Source organism: Curvibacter cyanobacteriorum (assembly GCF_028649475.1).
GTDB lineage: Bacteria > Pseudomonadota > Gammaproteobacteria > Burkholderiales > Burkholderiaceae_C > Curvibacter > Curvibacter cyanobacteriorum.
This window is the reverse complement of the sequence record NZ_JAQSIP010000003.1, coordinates 667771-686428: the sequence shown is the minus strand read 5'-3', so window position 1 is coordinate 686428 and position 18658 is coordinate 667771. Positions and strand designations below refer to the sequence as shown.

General features: G+C 66.7%; 16 protein-coding genes and 1 riboswitch. Of the genes, 4 read left to right on the top strand and 12 right to left on the bottom strand.

The window, feature by feature from the left end; translation table 11 throughout:
• Positions 1 to 24: 24 nt before the first annotated feature.
• The 4 genes from PSQ40_RS09560 to PSQ40_RS09545 are packed head-to-tail and all read right to left on the bottom strand — an operon-like array spanning position 25 to position 4704.
• A complete protein-coding gene (locus PSQ40_RS09560; protein WP_273951130.1) occupies positions 25 to 930 on the bottom strand; it encodes an ABC transporter substrate-binding protein in 906 nt (301 codons plus the stop codon).
• Positions 927 to 1490: a bifunctional adenosylcobinamide kinase/adenosylcobinamide-phosphate guanylyltransferase gene (cobU, locus tag PSQ40_RS09555; RefSeq protein ID WP_273951129.1), complete on the bottom strand. Its 564-nt coding sequence runs from the start codon at positions 1488 to 1490 to the stop codon at positions 927 to 929. Before cobU ends, PSQ40_RS09560 begins: the two co-directional genes overlap by 4 nt.
• The gene (locus PSQ40_RS09550) at positions 1487 to 2833 is read right to left on the bottom strand and encodes a cobyrinate a,c-diamide synthase (RefSeq protein WP_273951128.1); all 1347 of its coding nucleotides are present in this window, start codon (positions 2831 to 2833) and stop codon (positions 1487 to 1489) included. The genes cobU and PSQ40_RS09550 overlap by 4 nt, the downstream gene beginning before the upstream one ends.
• Positions 2830 to 4704 carry a TonB-dependent receptor domain-containing protein gene (locus PSQ40_RS09545; protein WP_273951127.1) on the bottom strand — a complete coding sequence of 625 codons (1875 nt, stop codon included), beginning with the start codon at positions 4702 to 4704 and terminating at the stop codon, positions 2830 to 2832. Before PSQ40_RS09545 ends, PSQ40_RS09550 begins: the two co-directional genes overlap by 4 nt.
• Positions 4705 to 4796: 92 nt before the next feature.
• Positions 4797 to 5042: riboswitch (cobalamin riboswitch) on the bottom strand.
• A 36-nt stretch (positions 5043 to 5078) separates the two neighbouring features.
• On the opposite strand from PSQ40_RS09545, the gene PSQ40_RS09540 reads away from it, so the two are divergent.
• Positions 5079 to 5300, top strand: a complete 222-nt coding sequence (locus tag PSQ40_RS09540) for a cell division protein ZapB (RefSeq protein WP_273951126.1) — start codon at positions 5079 to 5081, stop codon at positions 5298 to 5300.
• 4 nt (positions 5301 to 5304) lie between these two features.
• Positions 5305 to 5679, top strand: a complete 375-nt coding sequence (locus PSQ40_RS09535; protein WP_273951125.1) for a cell division protein ZapA — start codon at positions 5305 to 5307, stop codon at positions 5677 to 5679.
• Positions 5680 to 6218: 539 nt separating this feature from the next.
• Here the strand turns inward: PSQ40_RS09535 and PSQ40_RS09530 are convergent.
• Positions 6219 to 8006, bottom strand: coding sequence for a methyl-accepting chemotaxis protein (locus PSQ40_RS09530; protein WP_273951124.1), 1788 nt, complete (start codon positions 8004 to 8006; stop codon positions 6219 to 6221).
• 338 nt (positions 8007 to 8344) lie between these two features.
• Here PSQ40_RS09530 and PSQ40_RS09525 point away from each other — a divergent pair, with 338 nt between their 5' ends.
• Positions 8345 to 9160, top strand: coding sequence for a sulfite exporter TauE/SafE family protein (locus PSQ40_RS09525; RefSeq protein ID WP_273951123.1), 816 nt, complete (start codon positions 8345 to 8347; stop codon positions 9158 to 9160).
• A 66-nt stretch (positions 9161 to 9226) separates the two neighbouring features.
• Here the strand turns inward: PSQ40_RS09525 and PSQ40_RS09520 are convergent, their stop codons facing one another.
• The 4 genes from PSQ40_RS09520 to hemN form a co-directional block, all read right to left on the bottom strand.
• Positions 9227 to 11632 carry a sensor domain-containing protein gene (locus PSQ40_RS09520; RefSeq protein WP_273951122.1) on the bottom strand — a complete coding sequence of 802 codons (2406 nt, stop codon included), beginning with the start codon at positions 11630 to 11632 and terminating at the stop codon, positions 9227 to 9229.
• Positions 11629 to 12933: an HD-GYP domain-containing protein gene (locus PSQ40_RS09515; protein WP_273951121.1), complete on the bottom strand. Its 1305-nt coding sequence runs from the start codon at positions 12931 to 12933 to the stop codon at positions 11629 to 11631. Before PSQ40_RS09515 ends, PSQ40_RS09520 begins: the two co-directional genes overlap by 4 nt.
• Positions 12934 to 13060: 127 nt before the next feature.
• The gene (locus PSQ40_RS09510) at positions 13061 to 13879 is read right to left on the bottom strand and encodes a sulfite exporter TauE/SafE family protein (protein ID WP_337961824.1); all 819 of its coding nucleotides are present in this window, start codon (positions 13877 to 13879) and stop codon (positions 13061 to 13063) included.
• Positions 13880 to 13915: 36 nt separating this feature from the next.
• The gene (gene hemN / locus PSQ40_RS09505; protein WP_273951119.1) at positions 13916 to 15301 is read right to left on the bottom strand and encodes an oxygen-independent coproporphyrinogen III oxidase; all 1386 of its coding nucleotides are present in this window, start codon (positions 15299 to 15301) and stop codon (positions 13916 to 13918) included.
• A gap of 189 nt (positions 15302 to 15490) precedes the next feature.
• Here hemN and fnr point away from each other — a divergent pair, with 189 nt between their 5' ends.
• The gene (gene fnr / locus PSQ40_RS09500; protein WP_273951118.1) at positions 15491 to 16210 is read left to right on the top strand and encodes a fumarate/nitrate reduction transcriptional regulator Fnr; all 720 of its coding nucleotides are present in this window, start codon (positions 15491 to 15493) and stop codon (positions 16208 to 16210) included.
• A gap of 251 nt (positions 16211 to 16461) precedes the next feature.
• Here the strand turns inward: fnr and PSQ40_RS09495 are convergent, their stop codons facing one another.
• From PSQ40_RS09495 to ccoG, 3 genes are all read right to left on the bottom strand, one after another.
• A complete protein-coding gene (locus PSQ40_RS09495) occupies positions 16462 to 16758 on the bottom strand; it encodes a hypothetical protein (protein WP_273951117.1) in 297 nt (98 codons plus the stop codon).
• 61 nt (positions 16759 to 16819) lie between these two features.
• Positions 16820 to 17119 carry a FixH family protein gene (locus PSQ40_RS09490; RefSeq protein ID WP_273951116.1) on the bottom strand — a complete coding sequence of 100 codons (300 nt, stop codon included), beginning with the start codon at positions 17117 to 17119 and terminating at the stop codon, positions 16820 to 16822.
• Between the two features lie 11 nt (positions 17120 to 17130).
• Entirely contained in the window at positions 17131 to 18570 is a 1440-nt protein-coding gene (gene ccoG / locus PSQ40_RS09485) for a cytochrome c oxidase accessory protein CcoG (RefSeq protein WP_273951115.1), read from the bottom strand.
• Between the last annotated feature and the right edge of the window lie 88 nt (positions 18571 to 18658).

The following is an 18658-nucleotide window of genomic DNA, read 5'->3' as shown; positions in this document are numbered from 1 at the left end:
CGCGGTGGCCCCAGGCCGGCGCGCTCAAGGGGCCATCTCCTGCAGGCAGCGCGCCATCAGGCGGGCGGCTTCGCCCATGCGCGGGCCGGGCCGCACCAGCACATCGGATTGCTCCGGGGCGAAGCGGCAAATGCGGTTCTCGCGCACCGCACGGATGCGCTCCCAGCCGGGGCGCTGGCTCAGGCCCTCGAAGTTGCGGTCGCCGATCATGATGAGGTCGGGGTTGGCGCGCACCACGAACTCAGGGTTGAGCTTGGGGAACGGACCCAGCGAGGCGGGCACCACGTTGCGCGCGCCCAGGCGGGTCAGTGTTTCACCGATGAAGGACGATTCACCGGCCGCGTAAGGGGCGCGGTTCACCTCGTAGTAGACGCGGGTCTGGCGCACGCGGGCCGGCAGCGACTGCGCAGCGGCCGACACCTCGGCGTCGATCACGCGCCAGATGCGCGCGGCGCCCTGGGCCTCGGGCACCTGCAGCACCTGCCCGATCTTGTGCAGCACGCGCTGCACGTCGGCGTGGGTCTTGGGCTCCAGTGCCAGCACCTTGAGGCCCAGTTGCTCAAGCCGCGGTGTGACCCGGGCCGACTTGGCCAGCAACACGACATCGGGCCGCAAGGCCACGATGCCCTCGACATTGGCGTCGTCCAGCCCGCCCAGGTGCGGCAAGGCGCGCACGCTGACCGGCCAGGTCGAATAGCGGTCAACCCCCACCAGGCGCGGGCAGGCGCCCATCTCGCACACCGACTCGGTGAGCGAGGGCAGCAGGCTGATGATGCGTTGTGGGGGCGCCTCAAAGCGCACCGATTGACCGCGGTCGTCCTGCACCTCGTAGGCCGCCGCCGCCGGGCCGGTCCAAGCCGCCCAGGCCAGGCCCAGCGCCACCGCGCAGCGGCTCACCGGTCGGCTCAGCAAAAGGGTGAGAGGGTTCATGGGGACGGGGCCTCCGCTTTGAGGGTCAGGGGCAGGCCCGCCGCCATCAGGGTGACCCGGCCACAGGCCGCGGCCACCTGCTGGTTGAGGCGACCCAGTGCGTCCACAAACTGACGCACCTCGCGCCCCATGGGGATGACGCCCAGACCGATCTCATTGCCCACCAGCACCACCGGGCCGCGCGCCTGGTTCAGCGCCAGCAACAACTCAGCCACCGGGGCGTCCTGGGCCTGCTGGCCCGGCGCGGGCATCAGCCAGTTGGTCAGCCACAGGGTCAGGCAGTCCACCAGCACCAGGGTGTCGGGCTGGCTGAAACGGCGCAGCGCCTCGGCCAGGCGACGCGGCTCCTCGTGGGTTTGCAGGCCCGGCACGCGCAGGGCCCGGTCGTGCTGGTGGCGGGCGATGCGGGCCTGCATCTCGTCGTCCCAGGGCTGGGCCGTGGCGATCAGCCAGGCCTGGCGTTGCGGGGTCTGCAACCAGTCGCGGGCCAGGGTCTCGGCGCGGGCCGACTTGCCGCTCTTCTGACCGCCGAGGATGAATTCATGCAGGGCCCGGCTCATGCGGCCTCCGTCGGTAAAAACAAACGCGCCACGGCCTCAGGGGCCGAGGCAAACCAGGCATGGAAGTAACTGGCTTTCACCGGCCCCAGCGCATAGATGGCCTCGCCCTCGTGGGTCGGCCCGGCCTGGCTGGGTCGCTGGCTGCGCCCGATGGGGTGCAGCGCCGTCTCGCAACGCGAGTAATGGAAGGTGTGACCGCGCAGCACGCCAGCCCCCGTGTCCCACTGCTGCGGGCCCAACGCGGCCAGGCGCTTTTGCATCTGCACCCGGCCCGGCAATAGGCCCCAGCCCGCATGGACCTGGCCGTCCACGGTGACCAGTTCGTCGAACAGCGCCATCATGCCACCGCACTCGGCCCACACCGGGCGCCCGGCCGCCACATGGGCGTGCAGGCTGGCGCGCAGGGCCGACGCGGCGCTCAAGGCAGGGGCATGCAGCTCGGGGTAACCGCCGGGCAACCACAGCGCGTCGGCCTCGGGCACGGGCTCACCTTGAAGTGGTGAAAAAAAGTGCAGCTCCGCGCCGAGGGCGCGCAGCGTGTCCAGGTTGGACGGGTAGATGAAGCAGAAGGCCGCGTCGCGTGCCACCGCAATGCGCCGCCCGGCCAACCGGGGCGGGACGGGCGCCTGGGCCGGCACATCGCCCGGCCCGGCCCAGCGCGGCCACTGGGCGGCATCGGCCAGGTCGCGCTGGCCCAGCGGGGTCGCCGCCAGCGCATCGGCGGCCGCATCGAGGCGGGCCAGGGCGTCGGGCAGCTCGTGGGCGGACACCAGGCCCAGGTGCCGCTCGGGCAGGCTCCAGGCCGCATCGCGGGGCAGCGCCCCCAGCCAGCGGCCGGGCTCACGCAGGCCATCGCGCAGCATCTGCGCATGGCGTTCGCTGCCCACGCGGTTGGCCAGCACGCCCAACCAGGGCAGGTCGGGTTGGTAATGCTGCAGGCCGAAGGCCAGGGCCCCGAAAGTCCCCGCCATGGCCGACGCATCGATGACCGCCAGCACGGGCAGGCCAAAGCGCCGTGCCAGGTCGGCGGCACTGGGCTGACCGTCGAACAAGCCCATCACGCCCTCGACCACCACCAGGTCCGAGCTGAGCGCGGCCTGTTGCAGGCGCTGGGCGCAGTCGGCCTCGCCATTCATCCACAGGTCGAGCGAATGCACCGGCGCCCCGCTGGCCAGGCTGAGCCAGAACGGGTCGAGAAAATCAGGCCCGCACTTGAAGGCCCGCACCCGTCGCCCCGCGCGCTGGTGCAGCCGCACCAGCGCCGAGGCCACGGTGGTCTTGCCCTGGCCCGAGGCCGGGGCGGCGACCAGCACCACCGGGCAAAAGCCCGATGCAGCGCTCATCGGCGCGGCGACCACAGCAGCCCCACGTAGAGCTGGCGCCCCGGATTGGCGTAGGTGTTGGCCAGTTGGTAGGCCTTGTCGGCCAGGTTGTCGACCCGCGCCAGCAACTTCCAGTCGGGTGCGATCTCGGTGCTGGCCCGCAGGTTGAACAGCGTGTAGCCGCCCAGGGTGACGGTGTTGGCCGCGTTGTCGTAGCGGCGGCCCGACCATTGGGCCTCGGCACCCAGCAGCCACTGACCGTAGCGGGTTTCGGCGCCCAGCAGGCCGTGCTGGCGCGCGCGGCGGGCCAGCTGCTTGTTGGTGGTCAGGTCCTTCGGGTCTTGCACGTCGAGCGAGCCACGCAGCAGCACGCTGCCCAGCCGCTGTTCACCCGTGAAGGTGGCGCCCGAGTACTGGGCCCGGCCGGTGTTGGCATAGCAGCCAAAGGCCGAGGCGCAGGTGCCCGCGCCGCCAAAGCTGATCAGGTTGCTGACCTTGTTGCGGTACACCACCACGCCAAACAGGCTGCTGCCTTGCTGGTAGCGCAGGCCGGCCTCGAGGTTGCGGCTGGTCTCGGGTTGCAGACCCGCCAGGCCGTATTCGCTGAAGCGTTGGTACAGCGTCGGCGCGCGGAAGGCCGTGCCCGCCGAAGCCGTGGCCCGCCAGGCGGGGGTCAGCGCGTAACCATAGGCCACGCTGCCGGTGTTGTGGGCGCCGAATTCGCTGTCGCGGTCGTGGCGCACATTGAGTTGCAGCGTGTGCTCACGCAGGCGCAGGCCGTAGCCCAGGGCCAGGGCGTCTTGCGAGCGGCTGCGGTTGATGGGGTTGTTGACCAGCGTGTCCTCTTTGCGTTCGAGGGCTGCGGACACCGAGCCAAGGTCCAGCTTCCAGTCGTTTTGCAGCAGGTAGCCGCGCAGGCGCGTCTTGGTCTGGTAGACCGAGGGCTGGGTGGTGTAGGTGTCGGCCGACTCGTTGACGCTCAGGCGGGTGCTGTAGCGGTCGCTCCAGCGCGCCATCCAGTTCAGGCCCGCGGCATAGAGGCGGTGCATGTTGCGGTCATCGGCACGCAGGCTGGCGTCGTAACCCGAGTTCATGTTGCTGCCCAGCAGCGTGGCCTCGATGCGCTGGTCGCGGTTGAGCTGGGCTCCGACGCGGGCATAGCCGGCGTTGTTGCGGTAGCCGTCACGGTCCGGGTTGGCGGTGGCCAGCGTTCGGGCATTGAAGCCCAGGCTGGTCTTGTTCTGCACGCCAACCGCGTAGTCCACGACGCCGGTGCTGCCGCTGAGGCTGGCTTCGGCATGGGTGCTGCGCAGGCTGCCCACGCCCACACCGACGCTGGCTTGAGGCGCGCCCTCTCCCTTCTTGGTGAAGATCTGCACCACGCCACCGATGGCATCCGAGCCGTACACCGCGCCCGCCGGACCGCGCAGCACTTCGATGCGATCGATCAGGCCCAGCGGGATCGACTCCCAGGGAGCCCCGCCGGTGGACTGCGAGTCCACCCGGGCGCCGTCGATGTAAACCGCGGTGAAACGCGACTCGGCGCCGCGCAGGAACACACTGGTGGTCGAACCAGGGCCACCATTGCGCGAGATTTCAACGCCCGGCAGGCGCGCCAGCACATCGGCCAAGGCCCCCAAGCCGCTGCTCTCGATGGTCTCGCGGTCGATGATGGACACATCGGCCACCAAGTCCATCAGCGGTTGCTCGGTGCGGGTGGCCGTGATGACGGTCTCCTTGAGCGGGTTGAGCGCGGCCAGCAAGACCGGTGCAGACGAGGCCGTCTGGGCCAATGCGGGGGCGGTGAGAGCGGTCAAGGCCAGGGGCAACAGGGCCAGACGGGCAGCGCCGCAAGACGCCAAAGCGCGTGCGCGAACAGGGGAGTTCTTCATGGAAAACAAACAAAGCAGGTTGGTCCGCGCCGGCATCCCCGCCAGCATTGGACGTTTCGGCAAACCTGGCGGGCATCCGGGGACACGCGCGGCAGTTCACCACCTTGTTGGCCGGTATCCGGGCTGGCAGACCAACCTTTCTCGCCTTCCCAGATGCGTGTTCAGGGCATCCAGTGGCTGTTGTGAAAAAGGCAGAGTCGCGGCGCGACCCGTCTGCTTGACCGTTGCGGGGGCAGCGCAGGTTTCGGGTGATTTCGCCGGTGGCGAGCCCGTTCCTGCTTCCCGTTGAACTGCGGCATGCGAACCACACCGCGAGCACCAACGCCGCCATTTTAAAACCAATCACTGACGCTCGGCCTACAATGATGGGCTGTATGTCCAACGCAGTACCGCACCCCATTGACCAGATCGCCGATCGAGTTGAGCGGCTGCTGCTGCGTCACGAAGAGCTGCAGCGCACCAATCGCCTGCTGACCGAGCAAGTGGCCGCCTTGTCGCGAGAGCGTGACAGCCTCAAATCCCGCTTGAATGCGGCCCGTTCGCGGGTCGAGGCCTTGCTGGAACGCCTCCCTCCGCCGCCGACCGACGCCGCCTGAGGCCATGAAACAAGTCGAAGTTCAGATCATGCAGCAGAGCTATCTGCTGGCCTGCCCGGAAGGTCGGGAGTCGCGTCTGCTGGACGCGGTGGAGCGGCTCGACACCGCCATGTGCAAGATCCGCGACGCGGGCAAAGTGCGCGCCCGCGACCGCATCGCGGTGCTGGCGGCCTTGAACTTTGCCTTTGAGCTGGCCGACCGCGAGACCGCCGAACTGCAAGCGCAGGCCCTGGCGCGTCAAGCCCAGGAAGCCCAGGCGGCCCGCCCGGCCACCCCCTTGGTCGAGCACGGGCCCTTGTCCGACGCGCGCCAGGCCCGGCTGAGCCTGCTCATGGCCCAGCTCGATGCAGCCCTGGGCGAAGACGGTCACCTGATCTGACGCGGCGCCGGGCCGGGTTCGGCCTCACTGTCCAGGCACGCGAGCCAGCGCCGTGCGGGCACTGGCAGCTTGATTCGCTGCCCCACCCCAGCCGAACTGGGCCCGTTTGACAAGCCCCGCCGGCAAAGCCCCTAAAAACAAGCCGCTCGGCGGCCGCGAAGCCGCCAAGGGCCTGACTCAGGCCTACAATAGGCACCGTCTGCGGTACGCGCCGGGCTTTATATTTCCTTGAACCAATGCTCTTTGAGCCCGGGCTTGGTACATCGGCTGGTGAGCGTGATCGTCTCGCGTCAGATGAACCCAACGCCAGTCTGCCCTTGCCCACCTGAACCCCCGGTTCAGGATGCCGGTCCGGTGGTATTCGCAGACACCTCTTCCGCGCTTCAGCTCCCTCCGGGCTGAGCGCCGTGGCCCCAGTCCTGGGACACCACAGACCCCGCCCAAGCAAAAAGCCACCGCACAGCGGTGGCTTTTTTGTTTGGCCAGTCCGGCTGAGCCGTCGGGTCTGGGTCGACCCGCCGCCCCGCCAGTGGTCGAGCTCAGAAGCTTTCCCAATCGTCCTCGCGCGCCGGCACTGGTGACTTGCTGGCCGGCGGCAGCGCGGCCGCCTTGACCGGCGCCGCGGGGCGGCCAGAGGCCGCAGGCGCCAACGCCGGCGCCGCAGCCGACTTCAACGCGGGCGACTTGACGGCAGGGGCGGCCACCGCCTGACGGCGAGGGGCTGGTGCGGAACGAGGGCTTGCTGCCCCCATGCCCGGGGCCAGCTTGAACACCGCCACCGCGCGCACCAGGTCATCGGCCTGCACCCGCAGGCTGTCCGCTGCCGCGGACATTTCTTCGACCAGTGCCGCGTTTTGTTGCGTGGTTTGGTCCATCTGGGTGACGGCTTCGCCAATCTGGGTCACACCCTGGGCCTGCTCCGAGGTGCCGGCCGAGATCTCGCCCATGATGTCGCTGACCCGCTGGATGCTGCCCACCACCTCGCTCATGGTGGCGCCCGCACGGTCGACCAGGACCGAACCGGACTCGACGCGCTCGACGCTGGCCTGGATCAGGCGCCGGATTTCCTTCGAGGCCTCGGCGCTGCGCCCGGCCAGCGTGCGCACCTCGCCGGCCACCACGGCAAAGCCGCGGCCCTGCTCGCCCGCGCGGGCGGCTTCGACCGCGGCGTTCAAGGCAAGGATGTTGGTCTGGAAGGCAATGCCGTCGATGACGCCAATGATGTCGGCGATCTTGCGCGAGCTGTCGTTGATCTCCTTCATGGTGTCGACCACCTCGGCCACCACCGCGCCCCCCTGACTGGCAACCCCGGACGCGGCTTGCGCCAACTGGTTGGCCTGGCGGGCGTTGTCCGCGTTGTGGGTCACGGTCGAGCCCAACTCCTCCATGGAGGCGGCCGTTTGCTCGAGGGCACTGGCCTGCTCTTCGGTGCGGCCGGACAGGTCGCGGTTGCCCGAGGCGATCTGGGCACTGGCCGAGGCCACCGCCTCGCTGCCTTGGCGCACCGTGCTGACCACCTGGGCCAAGCTGGCCTGCATGCGCTGCACCGCGGCCATCACGCTGTCCGTGTCACCGGGACGCAGAGCCACCGTTTGACTCAGATCGCCATCGGCCACACGGGCCACGGCACGCGAAACCTCGTACGGCTCCGCCCCCAGCGCACGCGTCAGGTTGCGCACGATCAGGTACGCCGCCAACACGCCAGCCAGGATCGCGGCCGCCACCAGGCCCAGCACCAGCACACGCCCCGAAGCCACCGCCTCCGAGGCCTGGGCACCCGCCTGCTGCGCCAATTCGCGCTGCACGGCCACCGAGTCGTCCAGGGCCTTGAAAATCAGATCTTGCCGCGCGGGCACTTTGAGGAGCAGGATGTCGGTGGCCGCCTTGGCGTCTTCCGGCTTGCCCGTCAGCCCCAGGCGCAGGGCGGCGTCGATGTCCGCGTCGTACGCCTGGCGGTTGTCCTGAATGACCTTGAGCAGTTCCACGCTCTTGGGCACCGTCAGGGTCTTGCTCAACTGCCCAATCAACTCGACGCTGCGGGCCCGCAGGGGCTGGATCTTGTCAGCCTGCTCTTGCGCCTGCTTCACGTCCTCGATCAAGGCCACGGTGCGGGTGATGCGCGCCACCGATTGGAAGTTGTCCTTCAACTCGGTGAACTGGGTGACCTTGACCAGGCGGTTGGAGATCAACTCATCCAGCTTGCCGGCCAAAGTTGAGAACTTGTAGAGGGCGATGCCCCCCACTGCCACCAAGCAAACCAACAACAAGCCAAAGCCCAAACTCAATCGGGTCGACACCTTTACTTGATCCAGCTCAATTCGGCTCATGATGAACACTGCTCCTGATGTGATATAGCGATGCGGGTTCGCTGCGCTCGGCAATGATATTTCACAACTGGAAGTGTCAGACTTTTAAATATTGAAGCGACTCGGTTGACGCGCCTCGACAAGCGATGGTCCAGCGCCCTGCCCCCCCTCAGCAGGACTGAACCGACGAGGCAGGCGTCGCGCAGGTGCGCCTGAGGCCGGGCTGGCAGAGAACAACTGAACTAGAATTTTGGGCAGGCCCTGGGGACCGGATCGCGCCTTGGGCGCCGCCCCCAAAGCAGATGCACCTGTCCCTTGTCGGCCAAAGACACCCTTCTCACCCCCTCCCGAAAGCCCCCATGTTGCTGGACCCTTTGTTGATCGTGGAACTCGCCCTGCTGGGCCTGGGTTCTGGCTTCTTGGCGGGCCTGCTGGGCATTGGGGGCGGCATGCTGATGGTGCCCTTCATCACCTTCATCCTCAGCAAGCAAGGCGTGGCTGCGGACCTCAGCGTGAAGATGGCCATCGCCACATCGATGGCGACCATCATGTTCACCTCGATCTCCAGCGTGCGCGCCCACCACCGCCGCGGCGCCGTGCGCTGGGACCTGGTCCGGGGCCTGGCACCGGGCATCGTGCTGGGCGGGGCCATCGCCAGCCTGGGGGTGTTTGCCTTGCTCAAGGGCAGCTACCTGGCCATCTTCTTTGGCCTGTTCGTGGGCTTCTCGGCGACCCAGATGTTCCTCGACAAGAAGCCGGCCCCCAGCCGCCAGATGCCCGGCACCGGCGGCCAGTGGCTGGCGGGTGGCGTGATCGGTTTCCTGTCGGGTCTGGTTGGCGCCGGCGGGGGCTTCATCAGCGTGCCCTTCATGACCTGGTGCAACGTGGCGATCCACAACGCGGTGGCCACGTCGGCGGCCCTGGGCTTCCCGATCGCGGTGGCCAACGTGGTGGGCTATGCGCTGGCGGGCCAGTCGGTGGCCCAGTTGCCCCCAGCCTCGCTGGGCTACATCTGGCTGCCGGCGCTTGGGGTGATCGCGGCCTGCAGCGTGCTGACCGCGCCCCTGGGGGCCAAGGCGGCCCACCAACTGCCGGTGAAGAAGCTCAAGCGCGTGTTCGCCTGCACGCTCTACTTGCTGGCGAGCTACATGCTGTGGAAAGGCCTGAGCAGCTGAAACCGGGGGCTCCGGGTGCCCCGGCCCGCCCCGCACCATGGGGCGTGGCCACCGCGTGCCACGGCCTCAACGCAAGGCTTGCAGGAAATGCGCGAACTTGTCGGGCGGCACGCCCGGTGAGCACAAAAAGCCCTGGTACTCGTCGCAGCCCAGGCGCTGCAGGGTGGCGCGCTGGGCTTCGGTCTCCACGCCCTCAGCGATCACCGACAGCTTGAGCGCGCGGGCCATGCTGATCATGGCGACCACGATGGCCGTGTCGCTCTCGTCCTCGGGCAGACCCCGCACAAAGGACTGATCGATCTTGAGCTTGTCGATGGGGAACTTCTTCAGGTAGGCTAGGCTGGAATAACCGGTACCAAAGTCATCGATCGCCAGGTGCACGCCCAGGCTGGACAGCGCCTGCAGGCGCTGCAACACCTCGTCGGCGTCCTGCACAAGGATTGACTCGGTCAGCTCCAGTTCGAGCAGCTCGGCGGGCAGGCCCGCCTCGCTGAGCGTCTGCGCCACGCGCTGCACAAAATCAGGCTGGCGGAACTGCAGCGCCGACACGTTGACCGACACCAGCATTGGCGTGCCCGCCTGCTGCCAACACACCGCCTGACGCACCGCCTCGGCCAGCACCCAAGCGCCAATCTGGACGATGAAGCCCGACTCCTCGGCCAAGGGAATGAACTGGCCTGGCGAGACCGGACCGCGCTCCTCGTCGATCCAGCGGATCAGCGCCTCGGCGCCGATCAGGCGGCCGCTCAGCAGGTTGAGCTGAGGCTGGTAATGCAGGCGGAACTTGCCTTGCTCCAGGGCCTGGCGCATGGCGGTTTCGAGCTTCATGCGCGACAGCACATCGACGTTCATCTGCGGCCGGTAGAAGCGGAAATGCCCGCGCCCGGTGGCCTTGACCTCGTACATGGCGGTGTCGGCCTGCTTGATCAGTTCGTCCAGCGTGCTGCCGTCCTGCGGGTACATGGCCACCCCGATGCTGCAACCGATGCTGAAGTTCATGTCGTCCTGCAAGAAAGGACGCGTCAGCTCTTGCAGGATGCGCCCCACCACCAGCTCGGCGCCCTCGGCGTCGACCCCATGCAGGTAGACCACAAACTCGTCCCCCCCCAGACGGCACAGGGTGTCGACGTCGCGCAGGCAGGAGCGGATGCGCCCAGCCACCTGCACCAACACGCGGTCACCAAACTGGTGGCCGAGCGAGTCGTTGATGTTCTTGAAGCGGTCCAGGTCCAGAAACAGGATGGCGAAACTGGTGGCCTGGCGGCGCGCCATCTGCAAGGCAAAGTCCACCCGCTGCGACAACAGCAAGCGGTTGGGCAGGCCGGTGAGCACATCGCTGTAGGCCAATTGCTCGATGCGGTGGCGCGCGGCGCGTTGCTCGGTGAGGTCGCGGAAGAAGCCAATGCTCTGGCGCACCTGGTCTTGCTCGTCGCGCAGCACCACCCAGGACAGTTGCACCGGACAGGCTTCGCCGTCTTCGCGGCGCAACCAGACCTCGCCCTCCCAAAAGCCGTGGCGGCGCCAATGGGCCCGGATGGTGTCCAGCAACTGGTCGTTGTGCGGGTCGGTGAACAAGCTGCCCGCCACCCGCCCCAGCAGGCGCCCCGCGGCTTGCTGGGCCAGCCGCTCGCAGGCCGGGTTGACGGCCACCAGCAACTCGTCGGCGGAGGCAATGAAGGCCGCGTCCAGGCTGCATTCGAACACCTTGGCGGCGAGCTTGAGGCCGGCCTCGGCCGCCATCTGGTCGGTCACATCGCGGAAGGAATACACGCGCCCCACGGGCCGCCCCCGGCTCAGCTGGGGGATGCTGACGCGCTCCAGCACGCGCCCGTTGCGCAGCAGCAAGGTGTCGGTGCCCTGCATCTCGGGCATGCCGGTCAACACCTCCAGCCGGGCCTGGTAGGCCCCGGTGTCGACCACGCTGTGCGCCAGGTGGGCGTGCAAGGCAGTGTCGTCCCGGCGGGTTTGCAGGGTGTCGGGCAGGTCCCAGATCTGGGCAAAACGCCGGTTGAAAGCGCGCACATCACCGCGCAGGCTGCAGACCAGGATGCCGTCAGCGGTTGAATCCAGCGTGGCGCGCAGCTCGGCCACCAGTTGTTCCAGTTCATTGGCCGCCTGCTGCTCACGGCTGCGGTCCAGCACCGCCACCAAAAAGGCAGCCCGGCCATCGGCCAGCGTGGTGGGGCTGATACGGCGCTCCACCGACAGCACCTCGCCATCCGGGCGGCGGATCAGGCTTTGCGACCACAGGCCGTCCGGCGCTCCGCCGGCCACCCCCGACCAGAACACCATGTCTTCGGGTGAGACCGCCCAGTCGGTGACCAGGTGACCCAACAGGCTGGCTGCGGGCACACCGCCCATGAGCTGACAGGCCGCCGCGTTGACCGCGCAGACCGTCAGGCCTTCCGCCTCCACCAGCCAGACCGCCTCCAGCAGACCATCCAAGGATGGGACTGGGGGCTGGGCGCTCACGGCTCGACCCCTGTCGCCACTGGCGCCTCCACCGCGCGCTCAAAGAAATAGCAAATGCGCTGGCGCGGCGACAGGTAATCGAGCGCGGCCTTGGGCAACTGGGACGCCTTCAAGCTGCGCTTGATGCCCAGATCGGGCGTGTGCTCGAGGTCCAGCACCAGGGCCTCCGAGCGGGGCACCTGCGGGTCGTGCACCAGGATGCGGGGACGCAGCGGGCGCGACGAATTGACCGACACCACCAGGGCAAAGCGGTCGTTGACCAACTGCACCACCGAGCCTGGCGGGTAGACCCCCATCATGCGGATGAAGGCGCCGAGCACGGTGGCGTCGAAACGCGCCTTCATCTGCGCAAAGATCACCGACAAAGCCTCGTGCGGCGTCAGTGCGATCGCCATGCGGGCTGGGTTGCACAGGTTGTCGTAGCGGTTGACCAAGGAGACGATCTTGCCGTAGGTCTCGAGGCGGTCCACCTTGTGGCGCATCGGGAAACCACTGCCGTCGGCCATCTCATGGTGCTGGGCAATGCCTTTTTGCACCGCGGGCGACAGCCCCATGCGCTGGGCGACCTGCACGCTTTGCTCAACGTGCTCCTGGTACATGCGGTATTCCGCCGAGGAAAACTGGTCGTCAAAGGCACGCACGCGCTCGGGCAGCTCCAGCTTGCCCAGGTCGTGCAGCATGGCCACCAGACCGAGTTCCTTGAGCTCCTCCTCGCCCAGGCCCAGCGAGCGGCCCAGCAGGAGCGAGATGATCATCACATTGATGGGGTGGGTGGCGCTGCGGTCACCCGACACCTCGGTCAGCAGGCGGATCACCGACTCGCCGTTCGCCAGCAGCTCGCTGACGCAACCATCGACCAGCTCTTCGCTCTGCGCCCGGGCTTGGGCCGGGCTGCTGCGCACCTGCTCGCCGACCTTGCGGTACTGGCGGGTGGCCTCAAAAAAGCGGCGCTCGCACACCTCCAGGCTGCGCTCCTGGGCCAGGCGGTCGGCCTGGCGCTTGCGCCGCGCCAGTTCGGCCGGGCTCAGGGCTTCGACCGGGGCGGCGGCCACCGGAGCGGGAGACGGTTCGGCGGTGGCAGAAGCCGTCGCGGGGGTGTCCTCGACCTGCACATCGCTGCGCGACGGTACATAGCGGATCTGGCTCAGGCCCAGCGCGCGCACGGTTTGCAGTTGCTCGTCCGAACTGATCTTGAAGCTGCCCACCGGGAAGGGGTGGTCCATCCAGCCGAGCTCAAGCTGCACAAACATGCCTTTGCGCAACTGTTGAATATCAATGAGCTTGGTTTGACTTGCTTCCATAAGAACCTGACCGAATCCACAGGGTCAAATCCCATTATGGCGTCAATTAGCTACAACTTTTACGTCTAATAAAGCCGGCTGCGGTGATAAATCCAGAACGAATGGGTATTCGTTGTGGCAAAAAAGATCAGCGGCACCAGTCCGCGATGCGGTGCGCCATGTCCATCCACAAGGCCCAGCCGGCCAGGCCACACAGCAGCAAACCCGCGGCGCGCGAGCCCCAGTCTTGGCGCCAGGCGTTGACATGCCGCTGCAGTCCGCGCCACAGCCACGGCCCCAGGAGCAAGGACACGCTGCTGCCCAAGGCAAAAGAAGCCATCACCCCGGCACCGTCGAGCACACTGCCAGACAAGCCCGCGACCAACAAGGCGGAGTACAACAGGCCACAAGGCATCAAAGTCCACAGCATACCTGTTGCAAAAACACCACTCTGGCGACGGGTCAGCCCTTGCACGTGCTGCCACACCGAGCGCGCCGCCCCCTGCACCCACAGCGGTTGCTGGGCGTTGACCAACAGCACCCCGCCCCACACCAGCACCATCACATGGAACAAGGTCCACACCGGCCGCAGCAGGACCGTCTGGGCACTGAGCCAGGCCAGGCTGTCGACCGCCAGCGCCGCCGCAGCCCCCGTCAGCGAGTAGCCCAACAGGCGTCCCACTTGAAAGAGCGCGTCACGGCGACTGGGCCACGGGGAGGCCGATGGGGTGTCAGAGGCCGTTGCTTGTCCCGGTGCCGCGGCGGCCACCGGCAGCGGCTGGATCGGAATCGAGGCCCGGCCCGTCGTCGCCAGGGCCTGGCGGGCGGCCAAGGCCGAAGCCGACGCGGCCGCGCCAGCCCCACCCCGGGCCAGGGCGGCGCAGGCGGCGCCGCACATGGCCAAGCAGTGCGGCCCCCCTGCGAGGCCCATCAACAAACCGGTCCAGGCCAAAGAACTCAAAGCCACTCCTTGCGGGCCCCAGCGGCAGCCGGTCGACCCGACTCAGATGATGCGCGAAAAACGGGCCCGGGTGCGATCGGCCTGCAAATAGCGGTCGAACACCATGGCCACGGCGCGGATGAAGAACCAGCCATTGGGCGTGACCTCAATGCCGGTGTCGTCCAGGGTCACCAGGCCGTCACGCTCCAGGTCGGCCAGCAGGGCCATCTCATTGGCAAAGTAGGTGCGGAAGTCGATCAGCCAGGCCAGGTCAATGGACTCGTACAGCACATGGCCCTGGCACATCAGGGCCATGATCACGGCCCGGCGCACCAGGTCGTCGCGCGACAAGGCCAAGCCCCGCACCACGGGCAAGCGCCCCTGGTTGAGGTAGTCGTAGTAGTCCTCGAGCGTCTTGGCGTTCTGGCTGTAGGTGGCCCCCACGCGGCCAATGGCCGACACCCCCAGGCCGATCAGGTCGCAGTCGGGTTGCGTGCTGTAGCCCTGGAAGTTGCGGTGCAGGCGCCCCTGGCGCTTGGCCACCGCGAGCGAATCATTGGGCAGCGCAAAATGGTCCATGCCCACATAGACATAGCCCGCCCCCATGAAGGCCGTCAGTGAGCGCGACAGCATCGACACCTTGGCCGCGGCGCCCGGCAGTTCAGCCGAGACGATGCGACGCTGGGGCTTGAAGCGCTCCGGCAAATGGGCGTAGGCGTACAGCGCGATGCGGTCCGGCCGCAGCTCGGCCACCTGGGCCAGGGTGCGGTCGAAGGACTCGGGGGTTTGGCGTGGCAGGCCGTAGATCAGGTCGACATTGATCGACTCAAAGCCCAGGCGACGCGCCTCGGCGACCAGGTTGAACACCTGTTCGGCGGGTTGCACGCGGTGCACCGCCTTTTGAACCGCGGGGTCAAAGTCCTGCACACCGAAGCTCAGGCGGTTGAAACCCAGCTGGGCCAGAAAGGCCAGGCGTTCGGTGGTGACCGTGCGCGGATCGACTTCGATCGAATACTCGCCGCCCGGGGCCAGCGCAAAGTTGCGCCGCAGGATGCCCATCAGTTCGCTGAGGCGGTCGTCAGACAGAAAAGTGGGGCTGCCACCGCCCAGGTGCAACTGGCTGACGGCCTGACCGGCGCCGATCTGCTGCACATGGAGGTCAATCTCACGGCTCAGGTAGCGCAGGTACTCGTCGGCGCGCTCCGGGTGCTTGGTGATGATCTTGTTGCAAGCGCAGTAGTAGCACAGCGACTCGCAGAAGGGAATGTGCACGTACAGCGACAAGGGCAACACCAATGCCGCAGCACCTCCACCCCGGCGCTGGTTCAGCGCCTGCCGGTAGTCTGCTTCGGTGTAAGCCTCAACAAAGCGGTCCGCCGTAGGATACGAGGTGTAACGCGGCCCGGGCACATCAAATCGACGAAGCAGGTCTGGCGAAACGACATTCATCTGGCATTTTTCCTTCTAATGACCATACTGTGCCCGTGCCCCAAATTCAGGACTTGATCTGGATCAAGCGCCCAACCCGAACTGCCATTCACAATTTGAGACACATCAGGAGGCGCCATGTTTGATACACCTGTAACGTCCGAAGCTGCAAAAGCGCTAAGCTCGGGCCTTGACTCTTCTCTCCGGCGAATGAACCCACAAACCATCAAAGTTGCCTGCTCAAACTGCAATCTGCGCGAGCTGTGCATGCCCATGGGCCTCAAGCCCGAAGAACTCGAACGCATTGATGAGGTGGTCGCCGTGCGCCGCAAGGTCAAGCGCGGCGGCACGCTGTTCCGCAACGGTGAGAAGTTCACCTCGCTGTACGCGATCCGGACTGGCTTCTTCAAAACCTGCGTCGCCACCGAAGACGGCCGCGACCAGGTGACGGGTTTCCAAATGGCGGGCGAGATCATCGGTCTCGACGGCATTGTTCAGGACCACCACACCTGCGACGCGGTCGCCCTCGAGGACGCCGAAGTCTGCGTGATGCCCTTTGACCGCATCGAAGAACTGTCGCGCGAGGTCACCGCCCTGCAGCACCACGTGCACAAGATCATGAGCCGCGAAATCGTGCGCGAGCACGGGGTCATGCTGCTGCTGGGCAGCATGCGCGCGGAAGAGCGCCTGGCGGCATTTTTGCTGAACCTGGTGCAGCGCCTGCACGCACGTGGTTTTTCGCAGTCGGAGCTGGTGCTGCGCATGACGCGCGAAGAAATTGGCAGCTACCTGGGCCTGAAGCTCGAGACCGTGAGCCGCACCTTCTCGAAGTTTGTGGACGAGAACATCGTCGAGGTGAAGCAGCGCCATGTGCGCATCCTCGACACCGATGCCCTCAAGCGCATCGTCAACTCGCAAACCTGCCAGTGAAGCAGCACCGAAGCAGCCCGCGCGGCTGACTTTGGTTGGGCGCCCAAGGCGCCCTCCCCTCCCCGTTTAGTGGCTGGCGCTGAGCGCCTGGGTGGTCTCGGCCAGCCTGTGCATGGGCCTGGGCTGCTGGCACTCGCCACGGCTGGCTTGGCCTGCTCAGCCGCATCCCCTGCGCCGCCGTGCTGCCGAGACTGCGGCGACCGCGGCGGCAAGACCGTTCACCCCCACCACGCCCCACGGGCCGCGGTCCATCAGGAACAGGTGGCTTCTTGTTTGGGGCAGGCGTCCGGCCGCCCCTGAACGGGCAGTGGGCAGCGGTTGACCTCAAACGGGGAACGGGCCAGCAAGGTGGTGAGCGCACTGGAGACCATGGCGCAGGCCCAGAAGGCAAAGAAGGCCACGGTGTACACGCCTTGACGCGACAGGCTCAAAGGGTGCCCCAGCCAGGTCAGGTCGCTGGGGTCGACCACCGCAAACACCAGCATTTCCAACACACCGGCCACCAGAAAAGCGGGCCAGACAATCCACATGAGGCGTTGACTCAGCATGGTGCGGTTCTCCTTGTTGTGTCAGCGCATCCTAGTCCTGCACGCCTCAAAAGTTAAGCGTTCAACGCTTGGGTTCGGGAATATCCTGAGACGGCGTGGCGGCGTGGTTGCGACCCTGCAAGGCGGGCAGCAGGGCCTTGGGAGCGGCATCGGGCAGGGTGCGATTGATCTCGATGCCGCGCTTGTAGTAGTCGTCGGCCACCACCGGATCGGGCGTGCGGATGGCCAGCCAGAGGGTGGCAAAACCGGCCACCACGACGATCGCAGGGCCTGAGATCAGCAGCCAGACGTGACCAAAACGCCACCAGGGACGCGGCGCCGCCGGCGAGGACTTGAGGGCTTGGGTTTGGGGGGAGTTCATGCTTGCTTCCTTCAACGGGGCACGAGAAAAACAGACTTCTCAGACACATGGGCCTGACCTTGCAGGTCGGCCACACCAAAATAGACCGGGTGGGAGCCCTCGGAGGCTGAGCCGTAGGCGATCTGCAGCCGCACCGGCACCCAGCGCGACTCGGCCGGCCCGACTTCGAACTGCTGCTCGGACACCACTTCCAAACCCTCCAGACCCGAGGCCGTGACGCGGTAGGACTGGGTCTTTTCGGTGGCGTTCATGACCTGCAGGCGGTACACGTTTTCGAGTTTGCCACCCGCCACGATGCGCGACAAGGCCGCCCGGTCGCGCACCACGTCCACCTTGAGCGGCGTGCGCAACACCAGGCTGGCCAGCATGCCGACGGTCAGCAGCACCAGCACCGTGCCGTACAGCAGGGTGCGCGGACGGAACACGCGCTGGATGATCTGCGGGCGGCCCCACTGCTGGGTCACTGCGTTCTGGGTGGAATAACGGATCAGACCGCGCGGGTAGTTCATCTTGTCCATCACGGTGTCGCAAACATCGACACAGGCGCCACAGCCGATGCACTCGTACTGCAGACCGTTGCGGATGTCGATGCCCGTGGGGCAGACCTGCACACACAGGCTGCAGTCGACGCAGGAGCCCAGCCCCAATTGGGCGGGGTCGGCCTTGCGCGAACGCGAGCCCCGCGGGTCACCGCGGGCCTCGTCGTAGGTGACGATCAGGGTGTCCTTGTCGAACATCGCACTCTGAAAGCGTGCATAGGGGCACATGTACTTGCAGACCTGCTCGCGCATGAAGCCGGCGTTGCCATAGGTCGCAAAGCCATAAAACAGGACCCAGAACAGCTCCCATCCCCCCATGCGGGTTTGCAGGAAAGCCAGCCCCAGGTCACGCACCGGCGAGAAATAGCCGACAAAGGTGAAGCCAGTCCACACCGCCACCGTCAACCAGACGATGTGCTTGAAACTGCGCTTGACCAGCTTCTCCATCGACAGGGGAGCCGCGTCCAGGCGCATGCGGGCCTGGCGGTCACCTTCGATGTGGTGTTCGATCCAGAGGAAGATCTCGGTGTAGACGGTTTGCGGACAGGCGTAGCCGCACCACAAACGCCCCGCGATGGCCGTGAACAAAAACAGCGCCAGCGCGGAGATGACCAGCAAGCCCGTCAGGTAAATGAAGTCCTGCGGGTACAGCACCAGGCCAAAAATGAAAAAGCGGCGGGCCTCGAGGTCAAACAACACCGCTTGGCGCTGCCCCCACTCCAGCCAGGGCAGGCCATAAAAAATCAGTTGCGTGAAGATGACCAGCGCCCAGCGCCACTTCGAAAAAAAGCCGCTGACCGAACGCGGGTGGATCTTCTGTTGCGCGGCATACAGCGACACCATGTCCGGCTCATCGTCGGCCACGGGGGTGATGGGAATGACTTTCCGAGTCTCTGTCGATGAGGGTTCCAAGCTGCTGTCCCCGCTGAATGCGTCACGCCAAAAAACACGCGATTGAAAAAGGCAAAAACCGTCCGGACGTCAATCAGCGTCCGGACGG

Excerpts from the sequence above, each read along its gene's own strand:
- PSQ40_RS09530 (WP_273951124.1), bottom strand. The coding sequence starts at position 8,006 with ATGAGCCGAATTGAGCTGGATCAAGTAAAGGTGTCGACCCGATTGAGT.
- PSQ40_RS09540 (WP_273951126.1), top strand. The coding sequence starts at position 5,079 with ATGTCCAACGCAGTACCGCACCCCATTGACCAGATCGCCGATCGAGTT.
- PSQ40_RS09535 (WP_273951125.1), top strand. The coding sequence starts at position 5,305 with ATGAAACAAGTCGAAGTTCAGATCATGCAGCAGAGCTATCTGCTGGCC.
- PSQ40_RS09525 (WP_273951123.1), top strand. The coding sequence starts at position 8,345 with ATGTTGCTGGACCCTTTGTTGATCGTGGAACTCGCCCTGCTGGGCCTG.
- PSQ40_RS09545 (WP_273951127.1), bottom strand. The coding sequence starts at position 4,704 with ATGAAGAACTCCCCTGTTCGCGCACGCGCTTTGGCGTCTTGCGGCGCT.
- PSQ40_RS09560 (WP_273951130.1), bottom strand. The coding sequence starts at position 930 with ATGAACCCTCTCACCCTTTTGCTGAGCCGACCGGTGAGCCGCTGCGCG.
- PSQ40_RS09515 (WP_273951121.1), bottom strand. The coding sequence starts at position 12,933 with ATGGAAGCAAGTCAAACCAAGCTCATTGATATTCAACAGTTGCGCAAA.
- hemN (WP_273951119.1), bottom strand. The coding sequence starts at position 15,301 with ATGAATGTCGTTTCGCCAGACCTGCTTCGTCGATTTGATGTGCCCGGG.
- cobU (WP_273951129.1), bottom strand. The coding sequence starts at position 1,490 with ATGAGCCGGGCCCTGCATGAATTCATCCTCGGCGGTCAGAAGAGCGGC.
- PSQ40_RS09550 (WP_273951128.1), bottom strand. The coding sequence starts at position 2,833 with ATGAGCGCTGCATCGGGCTTTTGCCCGGTGGTGCTGGTCGCCGCCCCG.
- fnr (WP_273951118.1), top strand. The coding sequence starts at position 15,491 with ATGAACCCACAAACCATCAAAGTTGCCTGCTCAAACTGCAATCTGCGC.
- PSQ40_RS09495 (WP_273951117.1), bottom strand. The coding sequence starts at position 16,758 with ATGCTGAGTCAACGCCTCATGTGGATTGTCTGGCCCGCTTTTCTGGTG.
- PSQ40_RS09490 (WP_273951116.1), bottom strand. The coding sequence starts at position 17,119 with ATGAACTCCCCCCAAACCCAAGCCCTCAAGTCCTCGCCGGCGGCGCCG.